Annotated in this window: 28 protein-coding genes and 3 pseudogenes; 9 read left to right on the top strand and 22 right to left on the bottom strand. The window is 35.2% G+C overall.

Annotation, left to right across the window (positions count from 1 at the left end; genetic code table 11):
- Nucleotides 1–269 precede the first annotated feature (269 nt).
- Nucleotides 270–1,382: a type II asparaginase gene (locus tag ACOZIR_RS05795; protein WP_045293439.1), complete on the top strand. Its 1,113-nt coding sequence runs from the start codon at nt 270–272 to the stop codon at nt 1,380–1,382.
- 130 nt (nt 1,383–1,512) lie between these two features.
- Here the strand turns inward: ACOZIR_RS05795 and ACOZIR_RS05790 are convergent, their stop codons facing one another.
- The 10 genes and pseudogenes from ACOZIR_RS05790 to ACOZIR_RS05745 form a co-directional block, all read right to left on the bottom strand.
- Nucleotides 1,513–1,899 carry a hypothetical protein gene (locus ACOZIR_RS05790; RefSeq protein ID WP_045293437.1) on the bottom strand — a complete coding sequence of 129 codons (387 nt, stop codon included), beginning with the start codon at nt 1,897–1,899 and terminating at the stop codon, nt 1,513–1,515.
- A gap of 306 nt (nt 1,900–2,205) precedes the next feature.
- A complete protein-coding gene (locus ACOZIR_RS05785) occupies nt 2,206–3,069 on the bottom strand; it encodes a DUF4097 family beta strand repeat-containing protein (protein WP_045293435.1) in 864 nt (287 codons plus the stop codon).
- Entirely contained in the window at nt 3,059–3,622 is a 564-nt protein-coding gene (locus ACOZIR_RS05780) for an HAAS signaling domain-containing protein (protein ID WP_045293558.1), read from the bottom strand. Before ACOZIR_RS05780 ends, ACOZIR_RS05785 begins: the two co-directional genes overlap by 11 nt.
- The gene (locus ACOZIR_RS05775; protein WP_033580026.1) at nt 3,609–3,938 is read right to left on the bottom strand and encodes a PadR family transcriptional regulator; all 330 of its coding nucleotides are present in this window, start codon (nt 3,936–3,938) and stop codon (nt 3,609–3,611) included. The genes ACOZIR_RS05780 and ACOZIR_RS05775 overlap by 14 nt, the downstream gene beginning before the upstream one ends.
- A gap of 317 nt (nt 3,939–4,255) precedes the next feature.
- Complete coding sequence (locus tag ACOZIR_RS05770; RefSeq protein ID WP_045293432.1) at nt 4,256–4,411, bottom strand: hypothetical protein; 156 nt, start codon at nt 4,409–4,411, stop codon at nt 4,256–4,258.
- 319 nt (nt 4,412–4,730) lie between these two features.
- Nucleotides 4,731–5,218, bottom strand: a pseudogene (locus ACOZIR_RS05765) (aldo/keto reductase); the annotation flags it as partial.
- 50 nt (nt 5,219–5,268) lie between these two features.
- Nucleotides 5,269–5,826 carry a sugar O-acetyltransferase gene (locus ACOZIR_RS05760; RefSeq protein ID WP_045293431.1) on the bottom strand — a complete coding sequence of 186 codons (558 nt, stop codon included), beginning with the start codon at nt 5,824–5,826 and terminating at the stop codon, nt 5,269–5,271.
- A 168-nt stretch (nt 5,827–5,994) separates the two neighbouring features.
- Nucleotides 5,995–7,353 carry an SLC45 family MFS transporter gene (locus ACOZIR_RS05755; protein ID WP_328120489.1) on the bottom strand — a complete coding sequence of 453 codons (1,359 nt, stop codon included), beginning with the start codon at nt 7,351–7,353 and terminating at the stop codon, nt 5,995–5,997.
- A 659-nt stretch (nt 7,354–8,012) separates the two neighbouring features.
- Nucleotides 8,013–8,426 carry a general stress protein gene (locus tag ACOZIR_RS05750; protein ID WP_045293428.1) on the bottom strand — a complete coding sequence of 138 codons (414 nt, stop codon included), beginning with the start codon at nt 8,424–8,426 and terminating at the stop codon, nt 8,013–8,015.
- Nucleotides 8,427–8,522: 96 nt separating this feature from the next.
- Nucleotides 8,523–8,753, bottom strand: a pseudogene (locus tag ACOZIR_RS05745) (NAD-dependent malic enzyme); the annotation flags it as partial.
- 326 nt (nt 8,754–9,079) lie between these two features.
- Here ACOZIR_RS05745 and ACOZIR_RS05740 point away from each other — a divergent pair.
- Entirely contained in the window at nt 9,080–10,270 is a 1,191-nt protein-coding gene (locus ACOZIR_RS05740; protein ID WP_328120488.1) for an oligoribonuclease, read from the top strand.
- Between the two features lie 382 nt (nt 10,271–10,652).
- Here ACOZIR_RS05740 and ACOZIR_RS05735 read toward each other — a convergent pair whose 3' ends face one another.
- From ACOZIR_RS05735 to ACOZIR_RS05700, 8 genes are all read right to left on the bottom strand, one after another.
- Nucleotides 10,653–11,123: a DinB family protein gene (locus ACOZIR_RS05735; RefSeq protein ID WP_045293422.1), complete on the bottom strand. Its 471-nt coding sequence runs from the start codon at nt 11,121–11,123 to the stop codon at nt 10,653–10,655.
- A 302-nt stretch (nt 11,124–11,425) separates the two neighbouring features.
- Entirely contained in the window at nt 11,426–11,578 is a 153-nt protein-coding gene (locus ACOZIR_RS05730; RefSeq protein WP_013058439.1) for a YjcZ family sporulation protein, read from the bottom strand.
- Nucleotides 11,579–11,866: 288 nt separating this feature from the next.
- Nucleotides 11,867–11,974: a YjcZ family sporulation protein gene (locus ACOZIR_RS05725; RefSeq protein WP_016766356.1), complete on the bottom strand. Its 108-nt coding sequence runs from the start codon at nt 11,972–11,974 to the stop codon at nt 11,867–11,869.
- A gap of 197 nt (nt 11,975–12,171) precedes the next feature.
- Nucleotides 12,172–12,510 carry a CotD family spore coat protein gene (locus tag ACOZIR_RS05720; RefSeq protein ID WP_052942412.1) on the bottom strand — a complete coding sequence of 113 codons (339 nt, stop codon included), beginning with the start codon at nt 12,508–12,510 and terminating at the stop codon, nt 12,172–12,174.
- Between the two features lie 185 nt (nt 12,511–12,695).
- Nucleotides 12,696–12,884 (bottom strand): hypothetical protein, encoded by a 189-nt coding sequence (locus tag ACOZIR_RS05715; protein ID WP_045293573.1) that lies wholly within the window; start codon nt 12,882–12,884, stop codon nt 12,696–12,698.
- 130 nt (nt 12,885–13,014) lie between these two features.
- Nucleotides 13,015–13,758, bottom strand: a complete 744-nt coding sequence (locus ACOZIR_RS05710) for an HAD family hydrolase (protein WP_045293574.1) — start codon at nt 13,756–13,758, stop codon at nt 13,015–13,017.
- Nucleotides 13,759–13,980: 222 nt separating this feature from the next.
- A complete protein-coding gene (locus ACOZIR_RS05705) occupies nt 13,981–14,163 on the bottom strand; it encodes a hypothetical protein (RefSeq protein ID WP_310878052.1) in 183 nt (60 codons plus the stop codon).
- A 133-nt stretch (nt 14,164–14,296) separates the two neighbouring features.
- A complete protein-coding gene (locus tag ACOZIR_RS05700) occupies nt 14,297–14,503 on the bottom strand; it encodes a hypothetical protein (RefSeq protein ID WP_013058443.1) in 207 nt (68 codons plus the stop codon).
- A gap of 186 nt (nt 14,504–14,689) precedes the next feature.
- Between ACOZIR_RS05700 and ACOZIR_RS05695 the strand changes: the two genes are divergently transcribed.
- The 4 genes from ACOZIR_RS05695 (at nt 14,690) to ACOZIR_RS05680 (ending at nt 15,863) form a co-directional block, all read left to right on the top strand.
- The gene (locus ACOZIR_RS05695) at nt 14,690–14,842 is read left to right on the top strand and encodes a hypothetical protein (protein ID WP_169746679.1); all 153 of its coding nucleotides are present in this window, start codon (nt 14,690–14,692) and stop codon (nt 14,840–14,842) included.
- A 54-nt stretch (nt 14,843–14,896) separates the two neighbouring features.
- Nucleotides 14,897–15,103: a hypothetical protein gene (locus tag ACOZIR_RS05690; protein WP_045293578.1), complete on the top strand. Its 207-nt coding sequence runs from the start codon at nt 14,897–14,899 to the stop codon at nt 15,101–15,103.
- 308 nt (nt 15,104–15,411) lie between these two features.
- Entirely contained in the window at nt 15,412–15,621 is a 210-nt protein-coding gene (locus ACOZIR_RS05685; RefSeq protein WP_013058452.1) for an alpha/beta-type small acid-soluble spore protein, read from the top strand.
- Between the two features lie 83 nt (nt 15,622–15,704).
- Nucleotides 15,705–15,863 carry a hypothetical protein gene (locus ACOZIR_RS05680; protein WP_169746680.1) on the top strand — a complete coding sequence of 53 codons (159 nt, stop codon included), beginning with the start codon at nt 15,705–15,707 and terminating at the stop codon, nt 15,861–15,863.
- Nucleotides 15,864–16,083: 220 nt separating this feature from the next.
- Here the strand turns inward: ACOZIR_RS05680 and ACOZIR_RS05675 are convergent, their stop codons facing one another.
- On the bottom strand, nt 16,084–16,716 hold the full coding sequence (locus ACOZIR_RS05675; protein WP_045293580.1) for an esterase/lipase family protein: 633 nt from the start codon (nt 16,714–16,716) through the stop codon (nt 16,084–16,086).
- A 181-nt stretch (nt 16,717–16,897) separates the two neighbouring features.
- Between ACOZIR_RS05675 and ACOZIR_RS05670 the strand changes: the two genes are divergently transcribed.
- Nucleotides 16,898–17,260: a DMT family transporter gene (locus ACOZIR_RS05670; RefSeq protein WP_045293582.1), complete on the top strand. Its 363-nt coding sequence runs from the start codon at nt 16,898–16,900 to the stop codon at nt 17,258–17,260.
- An 18-nt stretch (nt 17,261–17,278) separates the two neighbouring features.
- A pseudogene (locus tag ACOZIR_RS05665) lies at nt 17,279–17,440 on the top strand (DUF5360 family protein); the annotation flags it as partial.
- 133 nt (nt 17,441–17,573) lie between these two features.
- Here ACOZIR_RS05665 and ACOZIR_RS05660 read toward each other — a convergent pair.
- The 3 genes from ACOZIR_RS05660 to ACOZIR_RS05650 all read right to left on the bottom strand — a co-directional run bounded on the left by ACOZIR_RS05660 (nt 17,574) and on the right by ACOZIR_RS05650 (nt 22,083).
- Entirely contained in the window at nt 17,574–19,088 is a 1,515-nt protein-coding gene (locus ACOZIR_RS05660) for a glycoside hydrolase family 32 protein (RefSeq protein ID WP_340141821.1), read from the bottom strand.
- A gap of 54 nt (nt 19,089–19,142) precedes the next feature.
- Nucleotides 19,143–20,852, bottom strand: a complete 1,710-nt coding sequence (locus ACOZIR_RS05655; RefSeq protein WP_328120486.1) for an alpha-glucosidase — start codon at nt 20,850–20,852, stop codon at nt 19,143–19,145.
- Between the two features lie 238 nt (nt 20,853–21,090).
- Nucleotides 21,091–22,083 carry a LacI family DNA-binding transcriptional regulator gene (locus tag ACOZIR_RS05650; RefSeq protein WP_045293585.1) on the bottom strand — a complete coding sequence of 331 codons (993 nt, stop codon included), beginning with the start codon at nt 22,081–22,083 and terminating at the stop codon, nt 21,091–21,093.
- Nucleotides 22,084–22,466: 383 nt separating this feature from the next.
- Here ACOZIR_RS05650 and ACOZIR_RS05645 point away from each other — a divergent pair, with 383 nt between their 5' ends.
- A complete protein-coding gene (locus ACOZIR_RS05645; protein WP_045293587.1) occupies nt 22,467–23,696 on the top strand; it encodes an MFS transporter in 1,230 nt (409 codons plus the stop codon).
- Nucleotides 23,697–23,938: the final 242 nt, after the last annotated feature.

Raw genomic sequence — 23,938 nt, 5'->3', positions numbered from 1 at the left:
ATCATAGCAAAGGCTTCTTTTTGACGAGCTTCTTCTATAAGTTATGTAAATGATAGAATCAATCTTAACATATTTAAATGGTTTGCACATTTTTTATTAAGGGTTTCCCGTTCTTATAATCCGTTTGATAGTAAACAAATAGTAAAGTATCTTATAAAAATAATTCATTTATCTATTTATTCTTCGTGTGGACAAATGATTGGATATTTTAAATTTAAATCATCAATAATACCATTACATGTATTTTCAACAAAAGGAGCTAAACAAAGATGAAACTGAAAAAAATAATAGGCCTCACTTTTTTATCAAGCGTTATCTTATTTTTGGGACCTTTATCATTGGTCAATGCATCGGTAAATGATTCTAAAATGACTGTAAAACATTCAGTGAAAGAAGAACAGCCCAATATAAAGATTTTGGCCACTGGAGGTACGATTGCAGGCTCTTCTGAAAGCAGCACAGACACAACAGGATATGAATCAGGAGCTCTTAACATTAAAACAATTATCAAAGCTGTTCCTCAGTTAAAAAAAATAGCGAATGTAAGCGGAGAACAAGTCGTAAATATAGGAAGTCAAAATATAGATAACAGCATTTTGTTAAAGCTAGCGAAGCGAATTAATACACTATTAGCTTCTAAGGATGTTGATGGAATTGTCGTGACGCACGGATCTGATACGATGGAGGAAACGGCTTATTTTCTAAACCTAGTAGTAAAGAGTGACAAACCTGTGGTTGTAGTTGGTTCAATGAGACCAGCTACCGCTATAAGTGCAGATGGACCGCTAAACTTGTATAATGCAGTAAAAATTGCTTCTACAAAAGACGCACGAAATATCGGCGTTTTAGTAGCGCTTAACGATCGAATTGGCGCAGCTCGTTATATAACAAAAACACATACAACGGCAGTGGATACGTTTAAATCTCACGAACAGGGATATGTAGGAGAAATAGCTGGAGATAAGGTAATATTTTATAACAAACCAACTCGCAAGCATACAACACAATCAATATTCGATGTATCAAAATTAGATAAGCTTCCTCAAGTAGACATCATATACGGGTATCAAAACGATTCTAGGAATTTTTATGATACAGCCGTAAAAGCTGGAGCAAAAGGAATAGTCGTTGCAGGAGCAGGAAATGGACTGCTCTCCGATGCTGCTCTAACAGGTGCTAGAGATGCGGTAAAAAAAGGCGTAGTTATTGTTAGATCTAGCCGGGTAGGAAGCGGAGTTGTGACACATGAAAAGTCAGATGATAAAGATACGTTTGTTACCTCTGATTCGCTAAACCCACAAAAAGCCCGTATTCTTTTAATGCTTGCTTTAACGAAAACAAAGGACCCTAAAAAGATTCAAGAATATTTTAATGAGTATTAATTAAAAATATCTTTCCTCTTCTATTTTGGTGCTTTAAGAACAATTGGTAACAAAAGTATAACAGGCTGAGACACCACTAGCATAGTTTTGTCTCAGCCTGTTTTTATAAGAAAAAACATCAGCAGGTCCCTTATTCATTTCCCCAGTTCTTGCTTTCTATAATTAAATGATGGGATGTGGCGTCTAGCACACGCCATACCAAGGTCTTACCTTCTATATCTTTTAGCTCGATAATGCCCTCTAGCTTATTGGTATTCACATGGACACGTTTCTCATCTATTCTTTGCGCACTTTTTAATCTCGTTCCAAATGTTGCAGGACTTTCTTCCGTTAGCTTTACAATTACATTTATCATACGTTCGTCAGAAACATAGTTTTCGCTGTTTTCATAGTTCTTATCAGCAGGTTCAATAGCATGTTCTAACCCATTTTCGTATTGGCGCCAATCAACAATTAAAAAAAACGCAAATACTAAAGATACTGTTAGTAACAAACCGTAGGCAACATTTCGTTTCATTTATTTTTGCTCCTTTCTGATAGTGGTTAATAGGTATAGCGAAGAACATTCCTGCTGGGGAGATAGATAGGTTGTATCAGAAAATAGTATCGTTTTATTTAAAGAAATATTCCTTTTTTGAAGAAAAGATAAAAGAAGATATATTTTTTGTAGACCTCCCCTACTAAAAAACGCGTTAACCGAGAGAGGATTGTATACAGCTCATTATCAGTTACCATTACTACAGGCGCATAAACTAAACGAAAAAAGGTTCCACTCATCAACGTTCAGTGAGTGAAACCTTTTTAATTTAGTTATAATAAATAGTTACTTTACTACTGAAATACTGCCATTATGAGTAGCTAGTTTAATGATATTCTTTCCTTCCCCAATAACAGAGTCCCTATCATATTTATTCAAGATATCTACTTTTCCGTTGTCGACAGAAACGTTAAATTGAACGTTACTCGGTTCTTTTTTCGTTGTAATCTTAATCTTTCCATTGTGCGTTTTAAAGTCTATATTTCGATCAAGTTCTGCTGTTTCAAGAGCGATGCTTCCGTTATGGGTTTCACCTTTTAAACTGCCTTCCACGTTACTCAGCGTAATTTTCCCGTTATTTGCTTTCGTTTGAATCGTTTTTGCTGCAGCATTCTTTATGCTTGTAAGTCCATTGTGTACGCTGGTGTTCAGGTTTTTTGAATCAATGTTCTCTAATTCTACACGTCCATTGTTCGCGCGAATGGAGACATCTTCTGCGCGTAATTTTTTAACAGACACATATCCATTGCTACTGGAAACCCCCAATGAATTATACTGCTTTTCAGGCAGATAAACGTTGATAGATAGCGGCTTTAATACACTAACAATATCAAAATTGATCCAGCTGCGCTGCTGTTCATTATAAGAGATGAAAAGTGTTGAATTTTTAACATCAGTAGTGAAGTCTTTTTTTATATTAGAAGATGTTTCGCCTTTTAACGTTACTTTGATATCACTGCCTTTGATAGGGTACACATGAACACGAGTATTATCCGTATCGATGTTTACCTTTGATACTTGATTGCTGTTAATGACTTTTTCTTTTGAAATAGGTTCAGGATCAATCGCACGATAAGTAAGGAGACTTCCTATAATACCCACGATGATGAGAATGCCCGCAAGAACGGAGAGTTTCTTTTTATTCAACACGTTTTAAACCGCCTTTCACAAGTGATACATTGTATTTTAGATAACGTACAAAGCCTTTTATAACTAGCTTCGTTACAACTAACATACCTAACATAATAAAATATCCAAGGCCGCAAAATGCTAAAGACATAAATAAATTAAAGAGAAAAAAGCCGCTCAAATGTACAATAGCCTCACCAAGAACTAGAATAGGAGATAGCAAGAAACATATACCTATTGCCCAAGCTGACAGAATAAAGCCAGCTAATGCAACGGCAGGCCCAAGCACAATTACTACATTAAAAAAAGCTAAACCAATTACGGCCCAAGTAGCTCTCAAAATATTTTGAGTTGTTGCCTTAGCTGTTGCTTGCTCAACGTGATAGTCTGCCAGCAATTCTTTAGCTATTTGATTCGGAGAACCTAGCGATGTTACAATTTCTTCTTCTGTTTTTCCTTCTTCTAAGCCAATCGAAAAATGTTCTTCATAATCTTGTAAAATATCTGCCCGTTCTTTTGAGGACAATGGTTTTAAGGATTCATTTAATTGCTGTAAAAATTTACTCTTCGACATTGTTCACACCTTCTTTAATTAATTGATTAACACCTCTTGAAAACTCATTCCATTCATCGATAAGTTCGTATAAATACTCCCTGCCTTTATCGGTAAGCTGATAATATTTCCTTGAAGGACCTTCTGTAGATTCCTTTAAATACGTTGTAAAATATTCTTCTTTTGTTAACCGGCGCAGAAGAGGATATACCGACCCTTCTGATATTTCAATTTGATCAGAGATTTTTTGAACTAATTCATATCCATAGCGGTCTTTCTTATCAAGTAACACAAGGACACAAAGCTCTAAAACTCCTTTTTTAAATTGTACGTTCACTGTTCTTCACCCTTTTCTTTCCACAGCCCACTACTGTTTATTGTATAGTACTGATTTATAATAACTTCCTAATAATTACAATATATCACCAGCTATTGTTTATTGCAAGGTACTGTTTAATATTTTTTTGAATTTTAACCATTTTTACACTCGTAATGAAGTTTTAAACCTAGATTGATAATAATTAAATAAAGTGTTTTTTAAAAAGAAAGTTTCAACCTTCTTTTTAAAAGGAGCTTGTAGATAGAATTATTTTTAATGTACCAAAAGAAAAAGTAGCCTATAACTATAGACTACTCAGCAGCGATCATTCTCGGCTATTTTTCTTTTGCTTGCTTGATAAATAAAAAGAAAACGGTAATTAAGATAAAATAATTTAGCGAGTTTTTAAAGATATTACCGTCTAAAGCCAATTGTAATAAGACCCATAAAGCGAAGATAACTAATATGGCTGGTATTGTAAGTTTGTTCATACATTGCTCATCCTTAGTCTCAGAGTGATACAGTAATCATGGTTCTCAATATTTTTTATACTGTAAAAACTAAATCCACAAATAGCTTTGAAAGTATATTGATTGAATCACTGTAAGAATATCACTTTTTTAGATAAAATTTAACAGTTTCTGCCGCAATTGATAGAAATGGATCAATTTCGTTTGATTTTTTGTAATAAGTTTAAGAAAAAAGTAACCGTTATTTTACATTTTCCAATAATAAAAACAGTCAATTTTATGACTGTTTTAAGTAGATTACTATCAAAAATCTCACTGCTTAGGTGATGCAAGTATTTCATTATTTATGAACCTTCCATCCATTTAAAGTCTTAGCCGTATCGGCGATAAAATGATCAATGATTTCACTTTTCCCACTGTCCATAGCAGTAATTGCTGCCATGTCTTCATTACTTAACGTAAAATCCCAGATGTTAAAGTTTTCAGCGATACGTTCTTTATGAACAGATTTTGGAATGGTAACTACTCCACGTTGAATATGTCAGCGCAAAATAACTTGTGCTACTCTGTTTTTCCATATTTCTCTCCAATACCGGCAAGTAATTCATTTTGGAAGATATTATTCTGACCTTCTGCAAATGGTCCCCATGCTTGTATTTGCACACCGTATTCTTCCATCACTTCCTTTGCAGCTTTCTGTTGAAAGAACGGATGGTTTTCCACTTGATTTACAGCCGGAACAACTTCATTATTTAGAATTAAATCAACTAAACGATCCGGATAGAAATTGGAAACACCGATCGTACGAATTTCCCTTTCTTTATAAAGCAATACTTTATTTTCTAGTTACTTTATAAACGATGTTCAGCTAGTAAAAACTAATCCAACTTTTTTATAATCTTTGCGGGGTTCCCTCCCACTACTACATTATCTGGAACATTTTTTATCACAACAGCTCCGGAAGCGATTACAACATTATGTCCAATTGTAACGCCTGGATTGATGACAGCTCGTCCTCCAATCCATACATTATCTCCAATCGTGACGGGCTTGGTATATTCAACTTCTGTAATTCGCTGTTCTGCATTCACAGGATGAGTATTCGTATAAATATGTACGCCCGGTGCCATCATGCAGTTCTTCCCTATTGTAATTCGTCCCCCATCTAAAAGTGTGCAGTCAAAGTTCGCATAAAAATTTTCTCCTACGTGGATATTGTATCCGTAGTCGCATCGAAAGTTAGACTCAAGGTAGAGACGTTCTCCCGTTGAACCCAATAGTTCCTTTAATAGCTTTGTACGCTTTTCATAATCTGTCTCGTCTGTATTATTAAACAAACGAACAAGCCGTCTTGCAGATTCTCGGTCCTTTACTAATTCTTGGTCTGCTGGAAAATACAGCTCGCCATCAATCATTTTTTCTTTTTCAGTTTTCATTGATTCATTCTCCATTCTTGTTATCAAAATTCCCACCAGATTGAATTCGTTTACATTTTATCATGATAATAGACTTAAAAATAAGATTCTTATAGGTTTGAGTCAACAGTTTGAAGACAAAGAACGTAAGAAACCACGTTACTCTTTTACCACGCGCACAGCTGCTGATTACTTTGAGTATGTTTCCTTAATAATTGAAACAGACGCTGCTCCCGTAACAAGTAAAATACCTGAGATTAAAATCATGCCTGGCATAGAAGATCCGATTATTGGGAACAAAGCAAAACTCAAGCAAGAAGCTATAATTTGCGGTAAACAAATACTTCCATTAAATAATCCTAGATATGTTCCCATATTCTTTCCTGACAGGGCGTTGGTAAGCATTGTAAACGGAAACGTCATCATCGCAGCCCAAGCGATACCAATTAAAATAAATGAAGCAATCAGCATCCATTGATTGTGAATAAAAAAGACAGATCCAAAACCAATACCGCCTAGCAGTAAACTAAAAGCATACGCTGGCTTACGTTCGTTGTTGGCTACGCGGGACAAAACCAGCGACCAAATGACTGCGGCAACCGACTGTACAGCTGATAAAATACCGAACCAATTGCCAGCTGCTTGATAGCCTGAGCTAGACGGCTGATTCGTATACCAAACGTTTTCAGCGACTGCACCTGTACCGTACGTCCATAAATATTGAAAGCCCATCCAGCAGAAAAATTGAACAAGCGTGACCGTCCAAAAAATCTTTGGAGCGTTGCGAAGCAGTTTAAAAACGTTTATATTTTCTTTTGTAGCTTCGTCTGTAATACCGTGGTATGCTGCAAATTCTGCAGGTGAATATTCTTTTACTTTAAGTATTGTAAATAAACTACAAATAATTAACACACCGGCTCCAACATAAAATGAAATAACAACTGATTGCGGTACTACTCCTTTTGGTGCACTATTTGATACACCTAATACCGTTAACACAAAAGGGAAAATACAAGCTAGCACAGCACCGCTGTTTGATAGAAAACTTTGAATAGAATAGGCAAAACCTTTTTGCTCTTCATTGACCATGTCTCCAACCATCATCTTAAATGGCTGCATGGCTACATTTGATGATACGTCCATAAACAAAATAGTGATAGCTCCAAAAGTCATGGCAGCCACCGCACTAAAACCAAAACTGCCGGCGTTTGGCAGCAAACACATAACAATTACGGCTACAATTGCGCCAATCAGTAGATAAGGTATACGACGGCCAAGCCTTGGCATCCACGTACGATCTGAAAAATAGCCAACTAAGGGCTGAACGACTAAACCAGCCAACGGCGGTAAAATAAAGAAAAAGCCTAATGTAGTTGGATCAGCACCGATTGTTTGAAATATGCGTCCCATATTTGAACTCTGTAATGAGAATGCCATTTGTACACCTAAAAATCCAAAACTAATTAACCATATGGTACTGATCGGTAGATAAGGTAAGTTTGGCTGAACGCTTTTTTCACTGGTTTCAACGATTTTTTCTCCTAACATAACTGCCTCCTATGATTTAATTAACAGCCGCGCAAAGATAGAGTTCTGATGTAAATTGCTACAACGTTCGTTGTTAACGTTTTCAAAACAACGATGAATACTGTAAATACTAGTGTCTTTGGCTGGCAGTTTTCTATTTTGCTAGATTACCTCTGGAATACGGCATAACTAATAGTCCTGGTCTAAAAATGCTGTTTGAGTAAGTAAAAATCCCCACTATCTGCTCATTCGTAAGCGATTGACTATCGCTTATACCTTCTTAAAAGTGTCATAAAATCCAATTATTAAAATCATGAGAATACTTTTATTTGAACATTATATAATAAACTAACAATTCAATGCAACCGTTTGCACAAATATTTTTAGGCATTTAAAGACCATTAAATCTTGTGACACTATGCGTACATGCTCACTACTGTCGTTTTAATATTTCTAAGTGAAAGAAAGATTTAATCTTAAAATCTTATAAAAAACCCAAAGAATTTACGTATTCCTTGGGTTTGACTGTCCCTAATTCACTTACGCAAATATTTAAAGGCAGAGTATGGCCATAAATAATCTTCTTTGTAAAGAATTTTTCTTATGAATTCTATATCTCAAAAGGGGCTGTAAGCTAATGCCTACAGCCGCCTTTTCATTCCACTTTTAAATTAAATATATTACTCTAGGTCTAACCCTTTTTCATTCAATTTATGCGAAGTCACAGCAATTACAAACTTTCCATCATCTAAATCTTTTTTATGAGAGGTTAGCTCCTCCGTGGGAATACCTAAATTTGTTGCGCGGTCTTCTTCATTTGAGTAATTTTGGACCACAAAAAATTTCTTTAATTTATCAAAAAAAGAATCCGGCTGGGCCCCTCCAGTCATATCTTCATGAGTGACTTCATCTTGGTCAGCAGCAGACAGCTTATCCACGTTTACATTCGTTCTGTAAGCTAGATTGCCCGCTGCGGTCTCTTGATTAGTTAGAACTGTAATTTCATTATCCTCATACCCTGTCATTCTTAATTCCTCAATTCTAGTTAATGTTTCTTCCGGCGACTCATATACACCTATAATACTTTTACTCATAGAGCTTTCCTCCTTCATTAAGATCTTTTCTCCTTACTTTGTATGTACCCGCTATTCTAGCCTTCTTAACAATAGACCCGTAGTTAAAAGAGTGAATAAATTATTTTTTTGCAGATCTTTTGATGCATTCTTAAACTGTTGATAAGCACGCTGTACCTGTTCTTCTAATGTCAGTACGGTGGGCGGTAATAATCTATCCAACTTGAGTTCTTCTCTTTCTCTTTTTGTAAATGCAGACCCTTTGTTTAGATAAGGTCTCGATAAAATATTTTTCCCTTTTAATGGTGTTTGAACGAAACTCTTTTGTGCTTCAGCAGAAGTTTTCATATATTATCCCCTTTCTGTTCTTAAAAGAATGTAAACAACCAATGTTTTTCTTATACCACAGATATCATTATGCTTAACCAAGATGTTTTCTTGTTACATACAATACTTTTAAACGAAGAAGCTCTTCCTTAAACATATAATTAAGGCGGCACTTTAGTTTGTATTCAGGTAGATCAAATGGAAAGAAGCTTTATATGCTATGCTCTTAGGACGTTAACATAGCTAACTAAAGAAAAATTAGTTTTACGATAGTGCTCTCCAGCAATCTAAAGCCTCAGTGGTTAAAAATCTTTCTCTTGTATCATAATAATTTCGAGGTGAAAGATATGTATAAGCTGTTATCGCATACGGATTTAGATGGAGTTGGATGCGGAGTTTTAGCAAAGTTAGCTTTTGGAGACAGAATAAAAATTCGTTATAACTCTATTGCATCGCTTAACCGTGAAGTAGAGTGGTTTTTAGAAAATGAAGAAAGAAATACACATTTATTTATCACGGATTTATCAGTAAACGAAGAGAATGAAAAAAGACTTGAAGAGTTTTATCAAACAGGAGGAAAAGTCCAGCTGCTTGATCATCATAAAACAGCTCTTCATTTCAACGAATATGAATGGGGACACGTTGTCGTGGAAGATAACGAAGGGAACTTAGCCTCAGGAACGTCCTTGTTTTATGAATACCTTATAGAAAATGAACTTATCCAGACTTCCAATGCGGTTGATCAATTTGTAGAACTAGTAAGGCAGTATGATACTTGGGAATGGGAAAAGAACAACAACCAAGAAGCACACAGGCTAAATGCTCTCTTCTTTTTAATATCGATTGACGAGTTTGAAGACAAAATGGTTAACAGGCTTCAAAACAGTGACCACTTCTTTTTTGACGAGTTTGAACAGAAGATATTAGATATGGAAGAAGATAAAGTAGAACGTTATATTCGTCGAAAAAGACGAGAACTGGTGCAAACCTCTATAGGTGACTATTTATCAGGAATCGTATACGCTGAATCGTATCATTCAGAACTTGGAAACGAATTAGGAAAAGAATATCCTCACCTTGATTACATCGCCATGTTGAATATGGGAGGAAAAAGAATTAGCCTTCGAACCATTCATGATCATGTGGATGTATCAGAAGTTGCTGGCCACTATGGAGGCGGAGGTCACGCAAAAGCTGCTGGATGTTCGTTAACTAATGAAGCTTATAACGAGTTTGTAACAGATACATTTCATCTGGATCCTGTGCGAGAGGATGCAAGAAGAAACCGATATAATTTGAAAGAATCTTCATCTGGTTCTCTCTACGAAACTCGAAATGATGATATGTTCCTTGTTTCTCTTCAGAATGAAGATGAATGGATAATTGAAAATAGCAAAGGGCTATCGATTCATACATTTAAAAGCTTTAAGGAAGCAGAAATCTTTTTAAAAAGGAATTATGCCGCTTGGTTAGTAAGAGATGATATCTTTGTAAAGTACTTAATAAGGTATATAAAAAAACTAAAGCATGGAGAATAAGCACCAAAACATTCATTTGATTAATCTAATGAATGAAAGATGTAGAAAAGCTATTAAAAGAAAATGGAGTAGCTTTCCCTCGACCTCGCCTGAACATTCAGAAGCAGGTTTGGATGATATTCCATTCGGAGCACGCTTTCAAGATCCAGAAATCGCAGGGGCTATTTCCATGGAGATAGCCCCTGGTATAGTTGCTTATAGCTAATTAATTGACTAGTCTATTCGAGCAGATATTGCAGCGATGTTTGGACAAATTCACGTGCAAAAAGCACAGATTGTAAACAATGAGCTTTCTATAAATACAAAAAATGTTTTTTAGCAAATAAGGACATTACGGTAACTAACTTTATCCATAACATACATATTATTTAATTTAATTGATTTAATCCCATATCCTAGGTCGATCAACCTCCATGATTCTCAAATAGTGTAAGAGTTGCCCAGCATGTACGGATTCATGATAGCCTATCCGCATCAACATATCCCCTAAAGAACGAATATACCCAACATCTGAACGGTCTATTTGAATATTAGTTAAATCTTCTTCAGAAAAAGTAGTAATCATGTCTAAAAATTGTTTGTGGTATGATGCTGCAAACTCCAATTCATCCTTTATAGATTGTAAGGGTCTTTTTTCAAAAGGAGAATCAAATTCCTTTAAGCTGCCCAAATTTTTGATCGCTAGATGATAATAGTATTCTGACTCTAGGACATGACGAACCATTTCTACGCATGTCATAGCTTCTTTATCTGGCTTCCAATCGAGTTTATCATCAGGAATTGCTTGCCAAATCTTTATACTTCTTCTTCTAATCTCTTTTATATTTAATACTATCGCATCTGTACCATTCATTTCCATTCCTCCTCTTATCATTATTTTACATGATTTTCCCAAAACAAAGAGGTGAATTTTCAACTAAACTTATTTTAAATATTCATGGTTCTTATGCTGAGTATAATAACTTTCACACTTTAGGAATCGTATCTTCAATTCTTTTATGTAAAAAATCCCATAAACGTTTAGTAACAAGCTGTAAACCATTGGTTAACACGAGAGATATAAGGCGTAATCACTGGACATGTACAAATTTAACAAAGAAAAAAAGCTAGCATAAAGCTAACTTTTTTAAGTTAGAGACAAAGGCAGGCTAATAATTAGCAACCGCCAAATCCTCCCCAACAAGCACAGCCGATAATGATTAATAAGATAAACAGCACGATAATTAAAGCAAAACCACTGCCACCGCCGTAACCGCAGCCGCCGCCATAACCATAGCCACAACCTCCGCCATAACCGCCAAAGAACATAAACTTCACCTCCTTCTCGTTCATACATTTAGCATATGATGAAAAACAAAATTTGCTCCACGAAGTGGATAGACTACGTTTTATATCACTATAAATAAAAAAATAATAACCTTTTAGTTTCTTTTACATACAATGAAGCATCCTCAGATCCCATATATGAGTTTTACTCCCTCTGCAATAGATTGTTTGACTTCCGCCCAATCAGTTCTATTGCGTATAAAAGTACTCCCTGCACAACCTAGAATAAAAAAGTCTTTCTCAAATTAGAGAAAGACTTTTTTATTGTTATTAATAGCCAAATCCGCGGCCATAACAGCTGCATCCAATAATGACAAGAAGAATAAACAGGACAACTAATAAAGCAAAACCAGAACCAGCTCCACCATAACTAGACATACAAACACCTCTTTTCGTGGTATTTAACTAAAGGAAAAAACTTTAAATATACATGGGTTAAGGTATTATATGTAGACATAGCTCATAGCGATTGGATTTTAGTCTAAAATAGGCTACTTTGTTTAACGATAGCTAGATACCATCATTTCACATAGTAAAAACCCTTCCTTGTTAAAATGAAGGGGCTTTTTTGGCTATCAGCACCAAGGACGAGGTCTAGGAGGACAGCTTGGAGCACAAAAATGTTGATGCGTTTCCTGACATACAACGGATTCTGTATGCGGGAATGAGTGCATATATTTATAATTTTTTTGATAAACATCTGTGGTATGACTCGGATGCACCATTGGCACAAACACATCTTGACCAGTAAAAGATGTATTTTGTTTAACTGGGTCATACTGAGCAGGCATGGTTTGAGGAGACAATTGACCACATGGTTTAGTTTGAGGGTAACCACAGTTACCTTGCTGAGGATACATAGCCCCTTGATAACCACCGTAATTAGAGTGCTGATAAGGATAATTGTTTCTCATATTAAAAACCTTCTCCTTTCTGTTAGTAGACTCCTGTTACTGTAGGTGAAACAACCATAGAATGTTTGGACAAATACCTAAAAAAGACCCTAATTATTTAGGGTCTTCTTTACTAAGAGAAAAAGAAATGTGTATTCTTAGTAACGTAGCTATGAGACTAAGCAGTAGAAGTTTTTTCATGTCCGTTATTCCTGAAGATTAACATCCATCGCTGCGTTATCAATATTATTTAAAATGGTTTTGTTTTTATCGTCTAGTTCATTGCGTAAAAGTGAATTACGCGTCGCTTCGTATAAATCGTAGCTTCTTTCATCCACTGGAGAATTATGATCTTCACATATCATTTTTTCTGATTTTTTGGATTGATCTTCCATATCAGTCACCTCCTCTGTATATTATGTGAGTTGATTAGGAAAAACATAAGAACTTCATCTGACTACTGTTGAGTAAGGTTTAATCAACGGTTAGCTGTTTCTGTATATTGTGTTTACATATAACCTAATATTAGGTGGATACAACCGTTTCTTGAGCGTGCTTTTGGATGATTTCTGGAACTTCCAGCAGTGAATGAACGGTTATCAATTTACCTTTTGGCGCAATATCAATTTTAACTTGATTGTAGCTCCACTCCAGTTCAGAAGGCACGTGAATCGCATGTATTCCAGCTTCTACTGCCGGTCTTATATCGGTTTTTAATGAATTGCCAATCATCCAAGTCTTTTTGGGGTCGTACTTAATTTGGTTTAGTATTTCTTTTAACGCAGGTGTATCTTTATGTTCAGAAATGAATACTCTTTTTTCAAAGTATTTAGCTAGCTCTAGCTGCACAATTTTTCTCCCTTGATTTTCCTCGTCTCCACCTGTGTGTAAGTAGAGGTTATGACCTTGTTTTTTAAGTTCATCTAATACTTCATACATATTTGGCAGAGGCTCTATCGGCACTTCAAATACACTTTGACCAATTTTTTTGACTCTTTCGACTCTATCTTCATGGATATCTTGATGGTTTTGTTCACTAAAAAATAAATAAGTAGCTGCTAATGATTCTGGAAAGCGGGAAGAATGAAGGCCGTACTTTTCGATGCTTTTTAAATCTATCTCTAACTGCTTTTGTTTTATTTCTTCCTTAGTCAGATTCTCAAACCATTCCTGCAATTGAGCCACAAAAGCATTTATGGTATCTCTAAAATATTTATTACAGTGAACAAGCGTATCGTCTAAATTAAAAAATAAGGTTTGCTTCTGCATTTCTTTAAATCCTTTCTACAATGGATGTACAGACAGTATATATGAAAAAAACACTAACCACTTTTATTACCTACCCACACCTAAAACCAAGGTGAATTTTCCAATACCTCAGGCACAAGCAATTGATTACTACATTGAAATGAGAATATTTAGTGGAAAGATCCTTCTAGCATATAAACTAGAAAGATCTTTTATAAGATACAACGCTGCAGAATATTCCTGCTAATAAATATAACGTTCAAAATGTTCTCTATTCATATTTGTTTTGAACGTAGAGGTACTCAGTCCTGAACGATTTATTAGCGGTTGGCTGCCTTCGTTTTCTTTAGGTATATTCATTTCAAGACCTTGTATAGTGAAAGGATCATACATATACGTTGTTCGTTCAGCTTCTGTATGCGACATTAACTTCACCTCTATTAACAGCCTTCATTTTTTTAAATCATGCTAACTCGTTTACAGCAGGTTCTCTAATAAAAATATCTGCGTTTCATAGGTCTTTTCGCTAAAAAAGATCCGCCGTTTTCTACTTTTTTTATTAAGTTGTAATTTCTTGTGGCTCTTCGCCTTCAAGGTCAGTAAAGAAATTTTCTAAGGTTTCCCTCGGGTCAAGAGCACGCCCATCTTCTTCGACAATACGGTTAAGCGTAGGATCATTATTGCTATCTTTATTTTTATAGTTGTTATAATCAACTCTTTCTGCAATTCCTGAATTATCAACGCCTTTAAAGTCTTTCTTTGGCATAAAAACACCTCCTAGCCCTATTGTTTGAAAATTTGAAGATAAAATAAGTGGAAGGTTAAGTTATATTTTTATTTCCCGAGAATTAAATAGATACTTGTTGCTAAGAGACATGCACAACATGCTTAATTGTTTTATGAAATGGGGAAACTAAAACGTCAAAATTTAATTTACTGAGGAGGAATATAAGTGGAAGGAAATCCAAGCACAAGACAGTTTCAGGATGATTTAAAGCAGTATCAAATGCCAGAGTCAGTAAAGCAACAAAAATCCAGCACTTATCGAGTCGGATATGAATCAAACACTGGAATTGAAAAAGTACAGAATCAGCAGGAAGAATGAGAAAATAAATAAGCTTGATCACTTTATACTTTTACATGACGAGAAGGGCATCTGATGGATCAACAAAAAATGTTAGCAAATGAATTAAGTAACATGCTTACAGAAAATAAGCTGCCGATTACCATTGAAGAAGATATCCATGAAATTTGCAGAGGTTTACAATCAGGTGAAATCAGCGTGAATGATTTGAAGGAAAAAGATCCTTTTGTTGTACATGCAGTTCAAGAAGCAATGGATAGAATAACTAAACATAGCTCTTAAAATAGCTATAAAAAGCAATCATTTTTATTAAGCCAAAGGCTAACTCTTTAAAGAGTTAGTCTTTTGTCATTCAACTGGTATGAACATGAAAAAAGAATGACAAACGAGTTATCATTCTCTCTCCTACACATGGCAAGCGTTTAGTTTTTAGTCACAAGGAAATGAAACATCTAATCCCACTTTTTACAGTGTCGATTGTTTCTAAAAACTAGTATGTCTTCCTGATAAGAAAATACACATCCATCATTTACCATGAGTACATTTCTTCCACAATAGGAAGCTTAAGAAAAACAAGGAGGTGACACAACATGGCAAACAACAAAAGCAGCAACAACAACGAATTATTAGTATACGGTGCTGAACAAGCAATCGATCAAATGAAATATGAAATCGCTAGCGAATTTGGTGTAAACCTCGGTGCTGATACAACTGCACGTGCAAATGGATCAGTAGGTGGCGAAATCACAAAACGTCTTGTGCAATTAGCTGAGCAACAACTTGGCGGCGGACGTTTCTAAGACAACTTTATAATTGATGGCTGAAGGAAGAATGGATCTCCATTCTTCCTTTTTGTACGAATAAAAAAAGAAGGAGAGATTATATGCAGCAAAATCAACCAGCTAAAGAAAATACGGGTTTTACTGAAAAACCAGCAGCTTCTGCAACAAATGCACAAAAAGTAAAACAAGAAATTCAAAGAGATGTAAATGAAGGACAAGGTGCAATGACTTCTCGAGAAGCAGGCGCAATGCGCGATTAAAAAAACACTTTAAGCAGTTTTAATCACGCACTCTTTGTACAAGAACCTATAAAAGTACCTCGATTAACCGAGGTACTTTTTTAAGTCTACTCTATTTTGACACGGGATCTGCTTTGACTTCGGGTGTTTTTCATTAGATACATGCTCTTGAAAAACAAAGGCAAACAGTGTAATTTTCAATATATAAAAGTCGAGCCTGTCTTATCCAACTGAAAAATAATTAGTTTGTATTTTGTCCCCCGCCATTCAGCCCTTCTTTTATGTACGCGTTAACCTGACTATTTGAAAGCAATCCAATATGTCCAATGCCATAAAGTTGAATATTTCTTGCTCCTTGCAGCCTAGAGAGACTATTAGCAACAATTTGATCATTTATGCTGTAGATCGATGTATAAAGAATTTTTTGATTGAGATCTGTACCTGGGAGTGCTGTCGAAGACACCAAACCATTCGCTCCTCCTAACGTCACGACATTTTCAATCTTATTCCCTCCTCCTAGATATTTAATATAGTACAGCGTGTTTGCTCCACCCATACTATGAGCAACAATATCTACCTTCTCAGCTCCCGTTTCTTTCAACACTTGATCAATGTATCGAGCAAGCTGAGGTCCATTATTCAAATTGTTGCCTGTCTTATCTATAAAATCAATAGCATAAAGATCATCGCGATCCCACCCTTGAGCAATTAAATAGTTTTTGATAGCAATAAAGTTATAAGACGCACCGCTGATTCCATGAACAAGAACAACCGGATTGTGATTCGATTCAGCTTTAACATTCGAAGGCTGAATTCCTAATGCAGATACAACCAGGGACAAAGCAAAAATTAATGCGACAAACGTTTTCTTCATTTCTTTTCTCCTCCTCAAAATATGTAAGTAACAGCATCTATAGATTATATATAAAAATCTTAATATGGTAAACTTATACTTATAAGGTATTTAAAGTTATATTTATTTGTTATCTATGAGTATTTTTATGACAAAAATCATCACCTAAGCTTTTCTGTAAAAAATAAGGAGGCGGAGAAAGTTGCATTGGATTTATTTATGTTTAGCTATTCTTTTTGAAGTTGCTGGAACTACGACCATGAAGTTATCAGACGGCTTTACTAAAGTTATACCAAGTGTATTGCTTATACTTTTTTATATTTGTAGTTTGTGCTTTTTGACATTAACGTTAAAAAGTTTAGAAGTTTCAATTGCTTACGCTATTTGGTCAGGTATGGGGATTATAATTATTACGCTAATTGGATTTATGTACTTCAATGAAAGTGTAAGTCTGCTAAAGATCGTTGCTATAGCTCTCATCATTATCGGTGTAGTGACATTAAATATGACCGGGGAAAAAGAAGCTAATGCTGGTAAATCCACTTTGGAAGAACACATTAAATAAAAAGATGAAATATTTAAAACCTTTTTCTCAGGACTACAAGCTATTGCGTATTGGGCATTTATTAAAGATTTCGATTTAACATGGTGGGCTTTTAATTTGTATTTGATGATTTACCCCCTATTCTTTATAAAACTATTTATAAAAGATAACAATAATCAAAAAAAGCACTTTTCCACGTAATAAAGATATTCATGTATATATAAAAAGAACAGATCCCCTTAAGGGAATCTGTTCTTCAAGTTAATCTAATTGCATAAGTTGTTGTAATTTTTCTCTTGTACGTTGCTTGTCTACTATCTTTATCCAATTCCTATTAGCCTTTAAAAATCAGTGGGGAAACGCCCTTGCTTAAGTTCCATTTATTTAAGGTACTCAATTCAATTTCTTGATCTGCAAAGAAACAAATCCCTGTTGCATTGTCTCCAGGATAGATTCTGCTCGTCATCACTTTCTCACCTTCATTAATAAAAACTTCAATGGACGATTTATCAACAAACAGATGAAGATGTAAGTGATTAGTATTTAATCCAACAGGCGCTTTTCTGATTCCCCCATCGCCTTCACCTGATTTATCACGATTAAAAATAAACAAGCTTTCCAGCCTATCATAAGTTAAAAGAGTTTCTTGTTGAGTGTCAGGATCTGTTCTCAATTTTATTCCGAACTGTGAAGCAGCTTTTGCATTAATTTTCACTTCAAGTTCGTAACAATCACCTGAAATACCTGCAAGTTCTTGTTCTCCGTTAACTGTAATATTTTCATACTGCACGTGATGTTGACGAAGCTGTTTAAGCTCCTGAATTGGTTTACTAATTATATTCCCTTGGTTAGTAGAAAGCTCCCGCGGAATAGTCATTGCTCCCGCCCAATTATGTTTTTGTTCAGGCATGCTGCTTTCCCACATAGCCATCCACGCTATCATAATGCGTCTGCCATGTTCATCTTCTGTTGTTTGAGGAGCATAAAAATCAAATCCGTAGTCCAAAAGCTGAAAGTCTTCATGTTGAAGCAACCCTGTTTTATAGTCTAAATTTCCTTTTACATATCCAGCTTGATGCAAGTTATGATAGAGATTCCCTTCTGGTTTTACCCCTTGAGGTGACATAAGAAGCACGTCTTGTCCTTCGAGACTAAAAAGATCCGGACACTCCCACATAAAACCAAGATTCCCTTGGCTTTTTGCCATCACATTTATAAACTCCCACTTCATCAGATCTCTTGAACGATACAAAAGAACTTGGCCCTCATGATCCTTTGTACGTGATCCAAGAACGCAATAATAATAGTCGTCTTTCTTCCATACTTTTGGGTCTCTAAAATGATGAGGATGAATATCCCCTTCAGGCACTGAATTAATCACTGGGTTTTGAGGCACTTTATTAAAATGAACGCCGTCTTCGCTTACAGCAAGACATTGAACCTGTCTTAAGTCCGTATCATAGTTATCTCCTGTCCACACATTCCCTGTGTACATTGCATAAAGCTTTCCGTCTTTTTCAACTGCACTTCCTGAAAAACATCCATCTTGATCGTATTCTTCACTTGGAGCAAGAGCGATAGGAAGGTGTTCCCAGTAAGTAAGATCTTTACTTTTTATATGCCCCCAATACATTGGCCCCCACTTGGGAGAGTAAGGATGATGTTGATAAAACAAATGATACTCTCCTTTGTAAAAGCTGAATCCGTTTGGGTCATTCATCCAGTACGCTGGTGTAGATACATGATATTGCAGTCGCCAATGATTCTGATCAACAGACTCCTGCTCGTTTAACACAGATTCCATTGCCTTTGAGATTTTTTCTTGATGTTGATTTCTTACTGTTTTCAAAAAATACCCTCCTGCCTTTCTACACGTAAATAAGTTAATTGTGATAAAAAGAGATTAAAATGATGAATCGATTTCACAAACAATGGACTCATAAGGTCGTAATTTTATCTGATTTAGCTGCAGCTCTAAATGGTCATAGTTCGATAAAATAACCTTTTTCATATTAAAATCTAAGTTTAGAGTTAACTCTTTATTATCAAAGTTAGCAATCACCGCTATTTTTTTATCGTTAAACTCTCTCGTGTAGGCCATTATTTGCAGGCTATCTTTAAACATGTCTTCGTATTTACCAAAAGCAATAACATCTGAATATGGACTGCTTTTTCTTAAACTAATTAACTTTTTATAGAAATAAAATAAAGAATTACGATCCTTTAAAGCATTCTCGACGTTAATAGAAGAGTAGTTAGGATTTATCTCTAGCCAGGGTGTGCCTTGGCTAAACCCTGCATATTCAGAATGATTCCAGTGCATAGGCGTTCGAGAATTATCACGACTGCGTCTCCAAATCGCTGCTAATGCTTCCTCTTTTGAAAATCCTTCTTTTAGCGCAGAGTGATATTGATCAATTGAAGCTAAGTCATTGTAATGCTCGATTGATGGATACTCTACATTTGTCATTCCAATTTCTTGCCCTTGATAGATAAATGGCGTCCCTTTTAATAAAAAATAGACGGTAGCTAACATTTTAGCTGAAATAGGTCCTATATCTTCTGGTTTAATAAATTTGTTTAACGAACGAGGCTGATCATGGTTTTCTAAATAAAGCGCTCCCCACCCTGTGTTGTTATAGAACGTTTGACTATCAGAAATGGCTTTTTTGAAATCAAGTAGATTCCAATTATACGGTTCATACCATTTTCCTTCTTTTCCTACATCTAGATCGACATGTTCGAACTCGAAAAGCATACTAAAATGTCCGTCTTCTCCTGCATAAATAGGCAGTTCTTTGTGTGATACCCCAGGTGCTTCTGCCACCGTTAAGATATCGTGTGAAGTAAAAGCTTCTTTACTTAGTTCACTTAAAAATTCATGGATGCCTTGTTGATTGGTTTCAATTACATTCATTCCATCATGCGAATCAGCAAAGTCCTGTCGTTTTTTTATAAACGTAATGGCGTCTACTCTAAAGCCGCTAATTCCTTTATCTAACCACCATGTGACCATTTTATAAACGGCATTTCGGAGATCAGGGTTTTCCCAATTAAGATCAGGCTGTTTTTTAGAAAATGCATGAAGATAATACTGTCCAGTTTGCTCATCATACTCCCAGCACGAACCGCCAAAAATAGATTTCCAATTGTTAGGAGGAGTCCCGTCTTCTTTTCCATTTCTCCAAATATACCAATCTCTTTTAGGATGATTTACATCACTTTTTGATTCTAGGAACCATTCATGCTCATCCGAAGTATGGTTAACGACTAAGTCCATGATAATCTTTATCTCTCTTTTTTTAGCTTCATGGATTAGTAGATCCATATCTTCCATAGAGCCAAATTCTTCTGCAATGGCTTTATAATCAGAGATGTCATATCCGTTATCATCCATTGGTGATTGATAAACTGGACTTAGCCAAATAACGTCGATACCTAACTCTTTTAAGTAATCTAATTTTTGAATAACTCCTTTTAAGTCACCAATTCCGTCACCATTCGAATCATAAAAACTTTTCGGATAAATTTGATATACAACTGCTTCTTTCCACCACTGTCCCTTCGTTATTGTAGCGCTTTTTTCATTCTTTCTTTCACTTAGTTGAACCATTTCTTATCAGCTCCTATATATTTATATTAAAATTATGTACTTATTTTTCGTTTTATATGGTATCGATACCATATAAAATTTTAAAAAATATACTCTTAAAAATCTTATCTAACCTTTATTCTTTAAGATGAATTCATTGTATTACATCATGGGAACGGTTTCAATAACTTTTCTGAAAATTTTTCAAAAAAGGTGAGAACGAATAACTTCCGCTCTCACCTTCATTTGCGATTTCCTATTACGTTGAGCTTCGAACCACCAGCTCGATTGGGAGTTCAAACGTTTCCACCTTTACTTCAGAATCATTCAACATATCAATAAGAGTTTCCATTGCTTTGATCCCCATCTGATCAATAGGTTGTCGTATAGTTGTTAACTTCGGATCTAACATTTGTGCAAGAGGTTGATCATCAAAGCCAATAATCGCCAAATCATTAGGTATTTTTAGACCACACTCTTTGGCTTCAATCATCATTCCCCCGGCAATCTCATCACTTCCTGTAAATATAGCCGTAGGGCGATCCTCCATTGACAGGATTTTTTTAACTACTTGTTTTCCATCTTCAATGCTGTGTTGATTAACAAAAATCCATTTTGGATCCGGCTGAATTCCTGCCTCTTGAAGTGCTTTTTGATAACCTTGGTTACGGTCCTTGTCCTTACCTTCCTCAGCGAACAATCCACCTGTACAGTACCCGATTTTCCGGTGTCCCTTTTCAAGTAAATGCTTTACGCCTATATATGCACCCTTGTATTGATCTAATCGAACAATCGGAACACTTGCGTTGTTTACATATTCATTGCATAACAAAATAGGACCAGATTCAGTAAACGGTTCTATGACGCTCCACTCGTTTTCAATAGAGGTCATAATAATTCCGTCAACTTGCTTTGTTTTTAGTAAATTTAAAAAGGCCAATTCTTTCTCTTTATCTTCATTACTTTGAAAGATTAATACGTGATAGCCGTTTTTATAAGCAACTTGTTCAATTGAATCGACTAAATAAGAGAAAAATGGATTTACGATTCTTGGTACAATGACACCAATTGTAGTCGTTACCTGTCCTCTTAACCTTCTTGCTGAAGGGTTTGGGGTATAGTTAAGCTCTTTCATTGCTTTTAGCACCAGATTTTTTTTCTCTTCTGAAACATATGAATGATTGTTTATAACACGGGAAACGGTTGTTTTTGATAACCCCGATAATTTTGCTACGTCATATATGGTAGGCATTTGTTTATCACTCCATCACTAACTGAAATCAGTTTCATACTTATTTTACGTTAAAAAAGAGACAAAATGCAATGAATGAATTCGTTTGCATCTCTATATCATCCGTTCAATAAGAATACCCGCAAAATCGCTGTGACTCTTTAAAACAGGACATTTTTATATAGATTAATAAACCAGCACATTTAAAAGTGTTTATCTCATAAGCGAGAAACCAGTACCACAGTAAAAAAACGCACTACACTTAAAATATCCTTTATTTAAAGGGTATTTTTGTTAATTATTTTCTTATTGACATATGAAATCGGTACCATATATAATACAATCAAATAGAAAACGCTTTCTAAATAAAAGTTAGATACATAAACAGCAAAGGGGATTTAAATATGCAAAACAATAAACTTTACTGGAAGCTAAGCAGTTTCTTTTTCTTGTTCTTCTTATCTATTGCCTCTATTTTCACTTTTTTTGCTATCTGGTTGGGTCAAAGCCTTAACCTTTCCGGAGCACAAACAGGTATTGTTTTTTCTGTAAACGCTGTCTTCACTATGCTTTTCCAACCGCTTTATGGATATATCTCCGATAAATTGGGGTTACGAAAGAATTTATTATACTTCATTTCAATTTTAGTTATTTTATCTGGACCATTTCTAATTTTTATCTATCAACCTCTTTTAAACTGGAATTTTTGGATAGGAGCCCTGACAGGCGGGTCTTATCTTGCCATCACTTTTTTAGCTGGTATCTCAGCTATCGAGTCATATATTGAAAAAGTTGGCAGAAAGTATGAGTTTGAATTCGGTCGTGCAAGACTTTGGGGATCAATAGGGGCAGCCGTGGCAGCTGCTATTGGAGGACGAATGCTTAACATTAACCCTGATATCAACTTTTGGATTGCATCGGGATCAGGCATTCTCTTATTACTTGTTATTTTCCTTACAAAAGTAGAAGTATCCACTATCGAAGAAAAGAAGGCAAAGTCCCTTTCTATTCAAGATTTGGGCAGTTTATTTAAACGAAAAGATTTCTGGGTTTTTATGATTTTCATGCTCGGGACGGGCTGTATTTATAATGTTTTCGACCAGCAATTCCCTGTATATTATGCCTCTCTGTTCCCAACAGAACAATTAGGAAACCAAATATTTGGTTACTTAAATGCAGGTCAGGTCTTTTTAGAATCCGGTATGTTATTAGTTGCTCCATTCATTGTCCGTAAAGTAGGTCCTAAAGGAGGTTTAATTTTAGCGGGAATCATTATGATTTTACGCGTGATAGGTTCAGGGTTAGTATCAGATCCATACAGCATTTCATTTATTAAGCTTCTTAACGCACCAGAGTTTGCCATTATCATTGTTTCTGTGTTTAAATATCTGGCTACACATTTTGATACAAAATTCTCTTCAATTTTATATTTGGTTGGCTACCAATTTGCGATGCAGCTAGGAGCTGTTATCCTCTCCCCTATCGTAGGAAATCTATACGATTCAATTGGTTTTCGTCAAACATACTTAATCATGGGAGTTATTGTCACTATCTTTACTCTATTTGGTGCATTTCTTTTAAGAAACAAGAATCAAGCATCTAAAGATAATAATGATTCAAAACTTACTGCTTAGAATCAGAAAAAATACACTAAATATTCTTAAAAATTTAAAAAATATCTTTTAACTCGTTCCTATTAATTGTGATTCTCATAATTTTGAAAGCCTTTGCTAATTATAGCAAAGGCTTCTTTTTGGTGAGTTTCTTCTATTATAAATTATAAATTGACCTTACTACGACCAAAACGATTTAACGAATAAAGATATTGACAGGTCCATTCAATCTAAATCCAGTTATCACACTGTAGTAACTTTTA

It is taken from the genome of Priestia sp. D3YE.R1 (assembly GCF_049199565.1).
In the GTDB taxonomy this organism is placed as follows: Bacteria; Bacillota; Bacilli; order Bacillales; family Bacillaceae_H; genus Priestia; species Priestia aryabhattai.
Note: the sequence above shows the minus strand (reverse complement) of the source record. Positions and strands in the feature narration are given on the sequence as shown.

Coding starts and splice junctions, on each gene's coding strand:
- ACOZIR_RS05700 (WP_013058443.1), bottom strand. CDS start 14,503: ATGCCAAAGAAAGACTTTAAAGGCGTTGATAATTCAGGAATTGCAGAA.
- ACOZIR_RS05755 (WP_328120489.1), bottom strand. CDS start 7,353: ATGTTAGGAGAAAAAATCGTTGAAACCAGTGAAAAAAGCGTTCAGCCA.
- ACOZIR_RS05685 (WP_013058452.1), top strand. CDS start 15,412: ATGGCAAACAACAAAAGCAGCAACAACAACGAATTATTAGTATACGGT.
- ACOZIR_RS05675 (WP_045293580.1), bottom strand. CDS start 16,716: ATGAAGAAAACGTTTGTCGCATTAATTTTTGCTTTGTCCCTGGTTGTA.
- ACOZIR_RS05645 (WP_045293587.1), top strand. CDS start 22,467: ATGCAAAACAATAAACTTTACTGGAAGCTAAGCAGTTTCTTTTTCTTG.
- ACOZIR_RS05655 (WP_328120486.1), bottom strand. CDS start 20,852: ATGGTTCAACTAAGTGAAAGAAAGAATGAAAAAAGCGCTACAATAACG.
- ACOZIR_RS05650 (WP_045293585.1), bottom strand. CDS start 22,083: ATGCCTACCATATATGACGTAGCAAAATTATCGGGGTTATCAAAAACA.
- ACOZIR_RS05795 (WP_045293439.1), top strand. CDS start 270: ATGAAACTGAAAAAAATAATAGGCCTCACTTTTTTATCAAGCGTTATC.
- ACOZIR_RS05750 (WP_045293428.1), bottom strand. CDS start 8,426: ATGAGTAAAAGTATTATAGGTGTATATGAGTCGCCGGAAGAAACATTA.
- ACOZIR_RS05720 (WP_052942412.1), bottom strand. CDS start 12,510: ATGAGAAACAATTATCCTTATCAGCACTCTAATTACGGTGGTTATCAA.
- ACOZIR_RS05705 (WP_310878052.1), bottom strand. CDS start 14,163: ATGTCGCATACAGAAGCTGAACGAACAACGTATATGTATGATCCTTTC.
- ACOZIR_RS05680 (WP_169746680.1), top strand. CDS start 15,705: ATGCAGCAAAATCAACCAGCTAAAGAAAATACGGGTTTTACTGAAAAA.
- ACOZIR_RS05730 (WP_013058439.1), bottom strand. CDS start 11,578: ATGTTCTTTGGCGGTTATGGCGGAGGTTGTGGCTATGGTTATGGCGGC.
- ACOZIR_RS05780 (WP_045293558.1), bottom strand. CDS start 3,622: ATGTCGAAGAGTAAATTTTTACAGCAATTAAATGAATCCTTAAAACCA.
- ACOZIR_RS05760 (WP_045293431.1), bottom strand. CDS start 5,826: ATGAAAACTGAAAAAGAAAAAATGATTGATGGCGAGCTGTATTTTCCA.
- ACOZIR_RS05725 (WP_016766356.1), bottom strand. CDS start 11,974: ATGTCTAGTTATGGTGGAGCTGGTTCTGGTTTTGCTTTATTAGTTGTC.
- ACOZIR_RS05715 (WP_045293573.1), bottom strand. CDS start 12,884: ATGGAAGATCAATCCAAAAAATCAGAAAAAATGATATGTGAAGATCAT.
- ACOZIR_RS05740 (WP_328120488.1), top strand. CDS start 9,080: ATGTATAAGCTGTTATCGCATACGGATTTAGATGGAGTTGGATGCGGA.
- ACOZIR_RS05690 (WP_045293578.1), top strand. CDS start 14,897: ATGGATCAACAAAAAATGTTAGCAAATGAATTAAGTAACATGCTTACA.
- ACOZIR_RS05710 (WP_045293574.1), bottom strand. CDS start 13,758: ATGCAGAAGCAAACCTTATTTTTTAATTTAGACGATACGCTTGTTCAC.
- ACOZIR_RS05735 (WP_045293422.1), bottom strand. CDS start 11,123: ATGAATGGTACAGATGCGATAGTATTAAATATAAAAGAGATTAGAAGA.
- ACOZIR_RS05790 (WP_045293437.1), bottom strand. CDS start 1,899: ATGAAACGAAATGTTGCCTACGGTTTGTTACTAACAGTATCTTTAGTA.
- ACOZIR_RS05770 (WP_045293432.1), bottom strand. CDS start 4,411: ATGAACAAACTTACAATACCAGCCATATTAGTTATCTTCGCTTTATGG.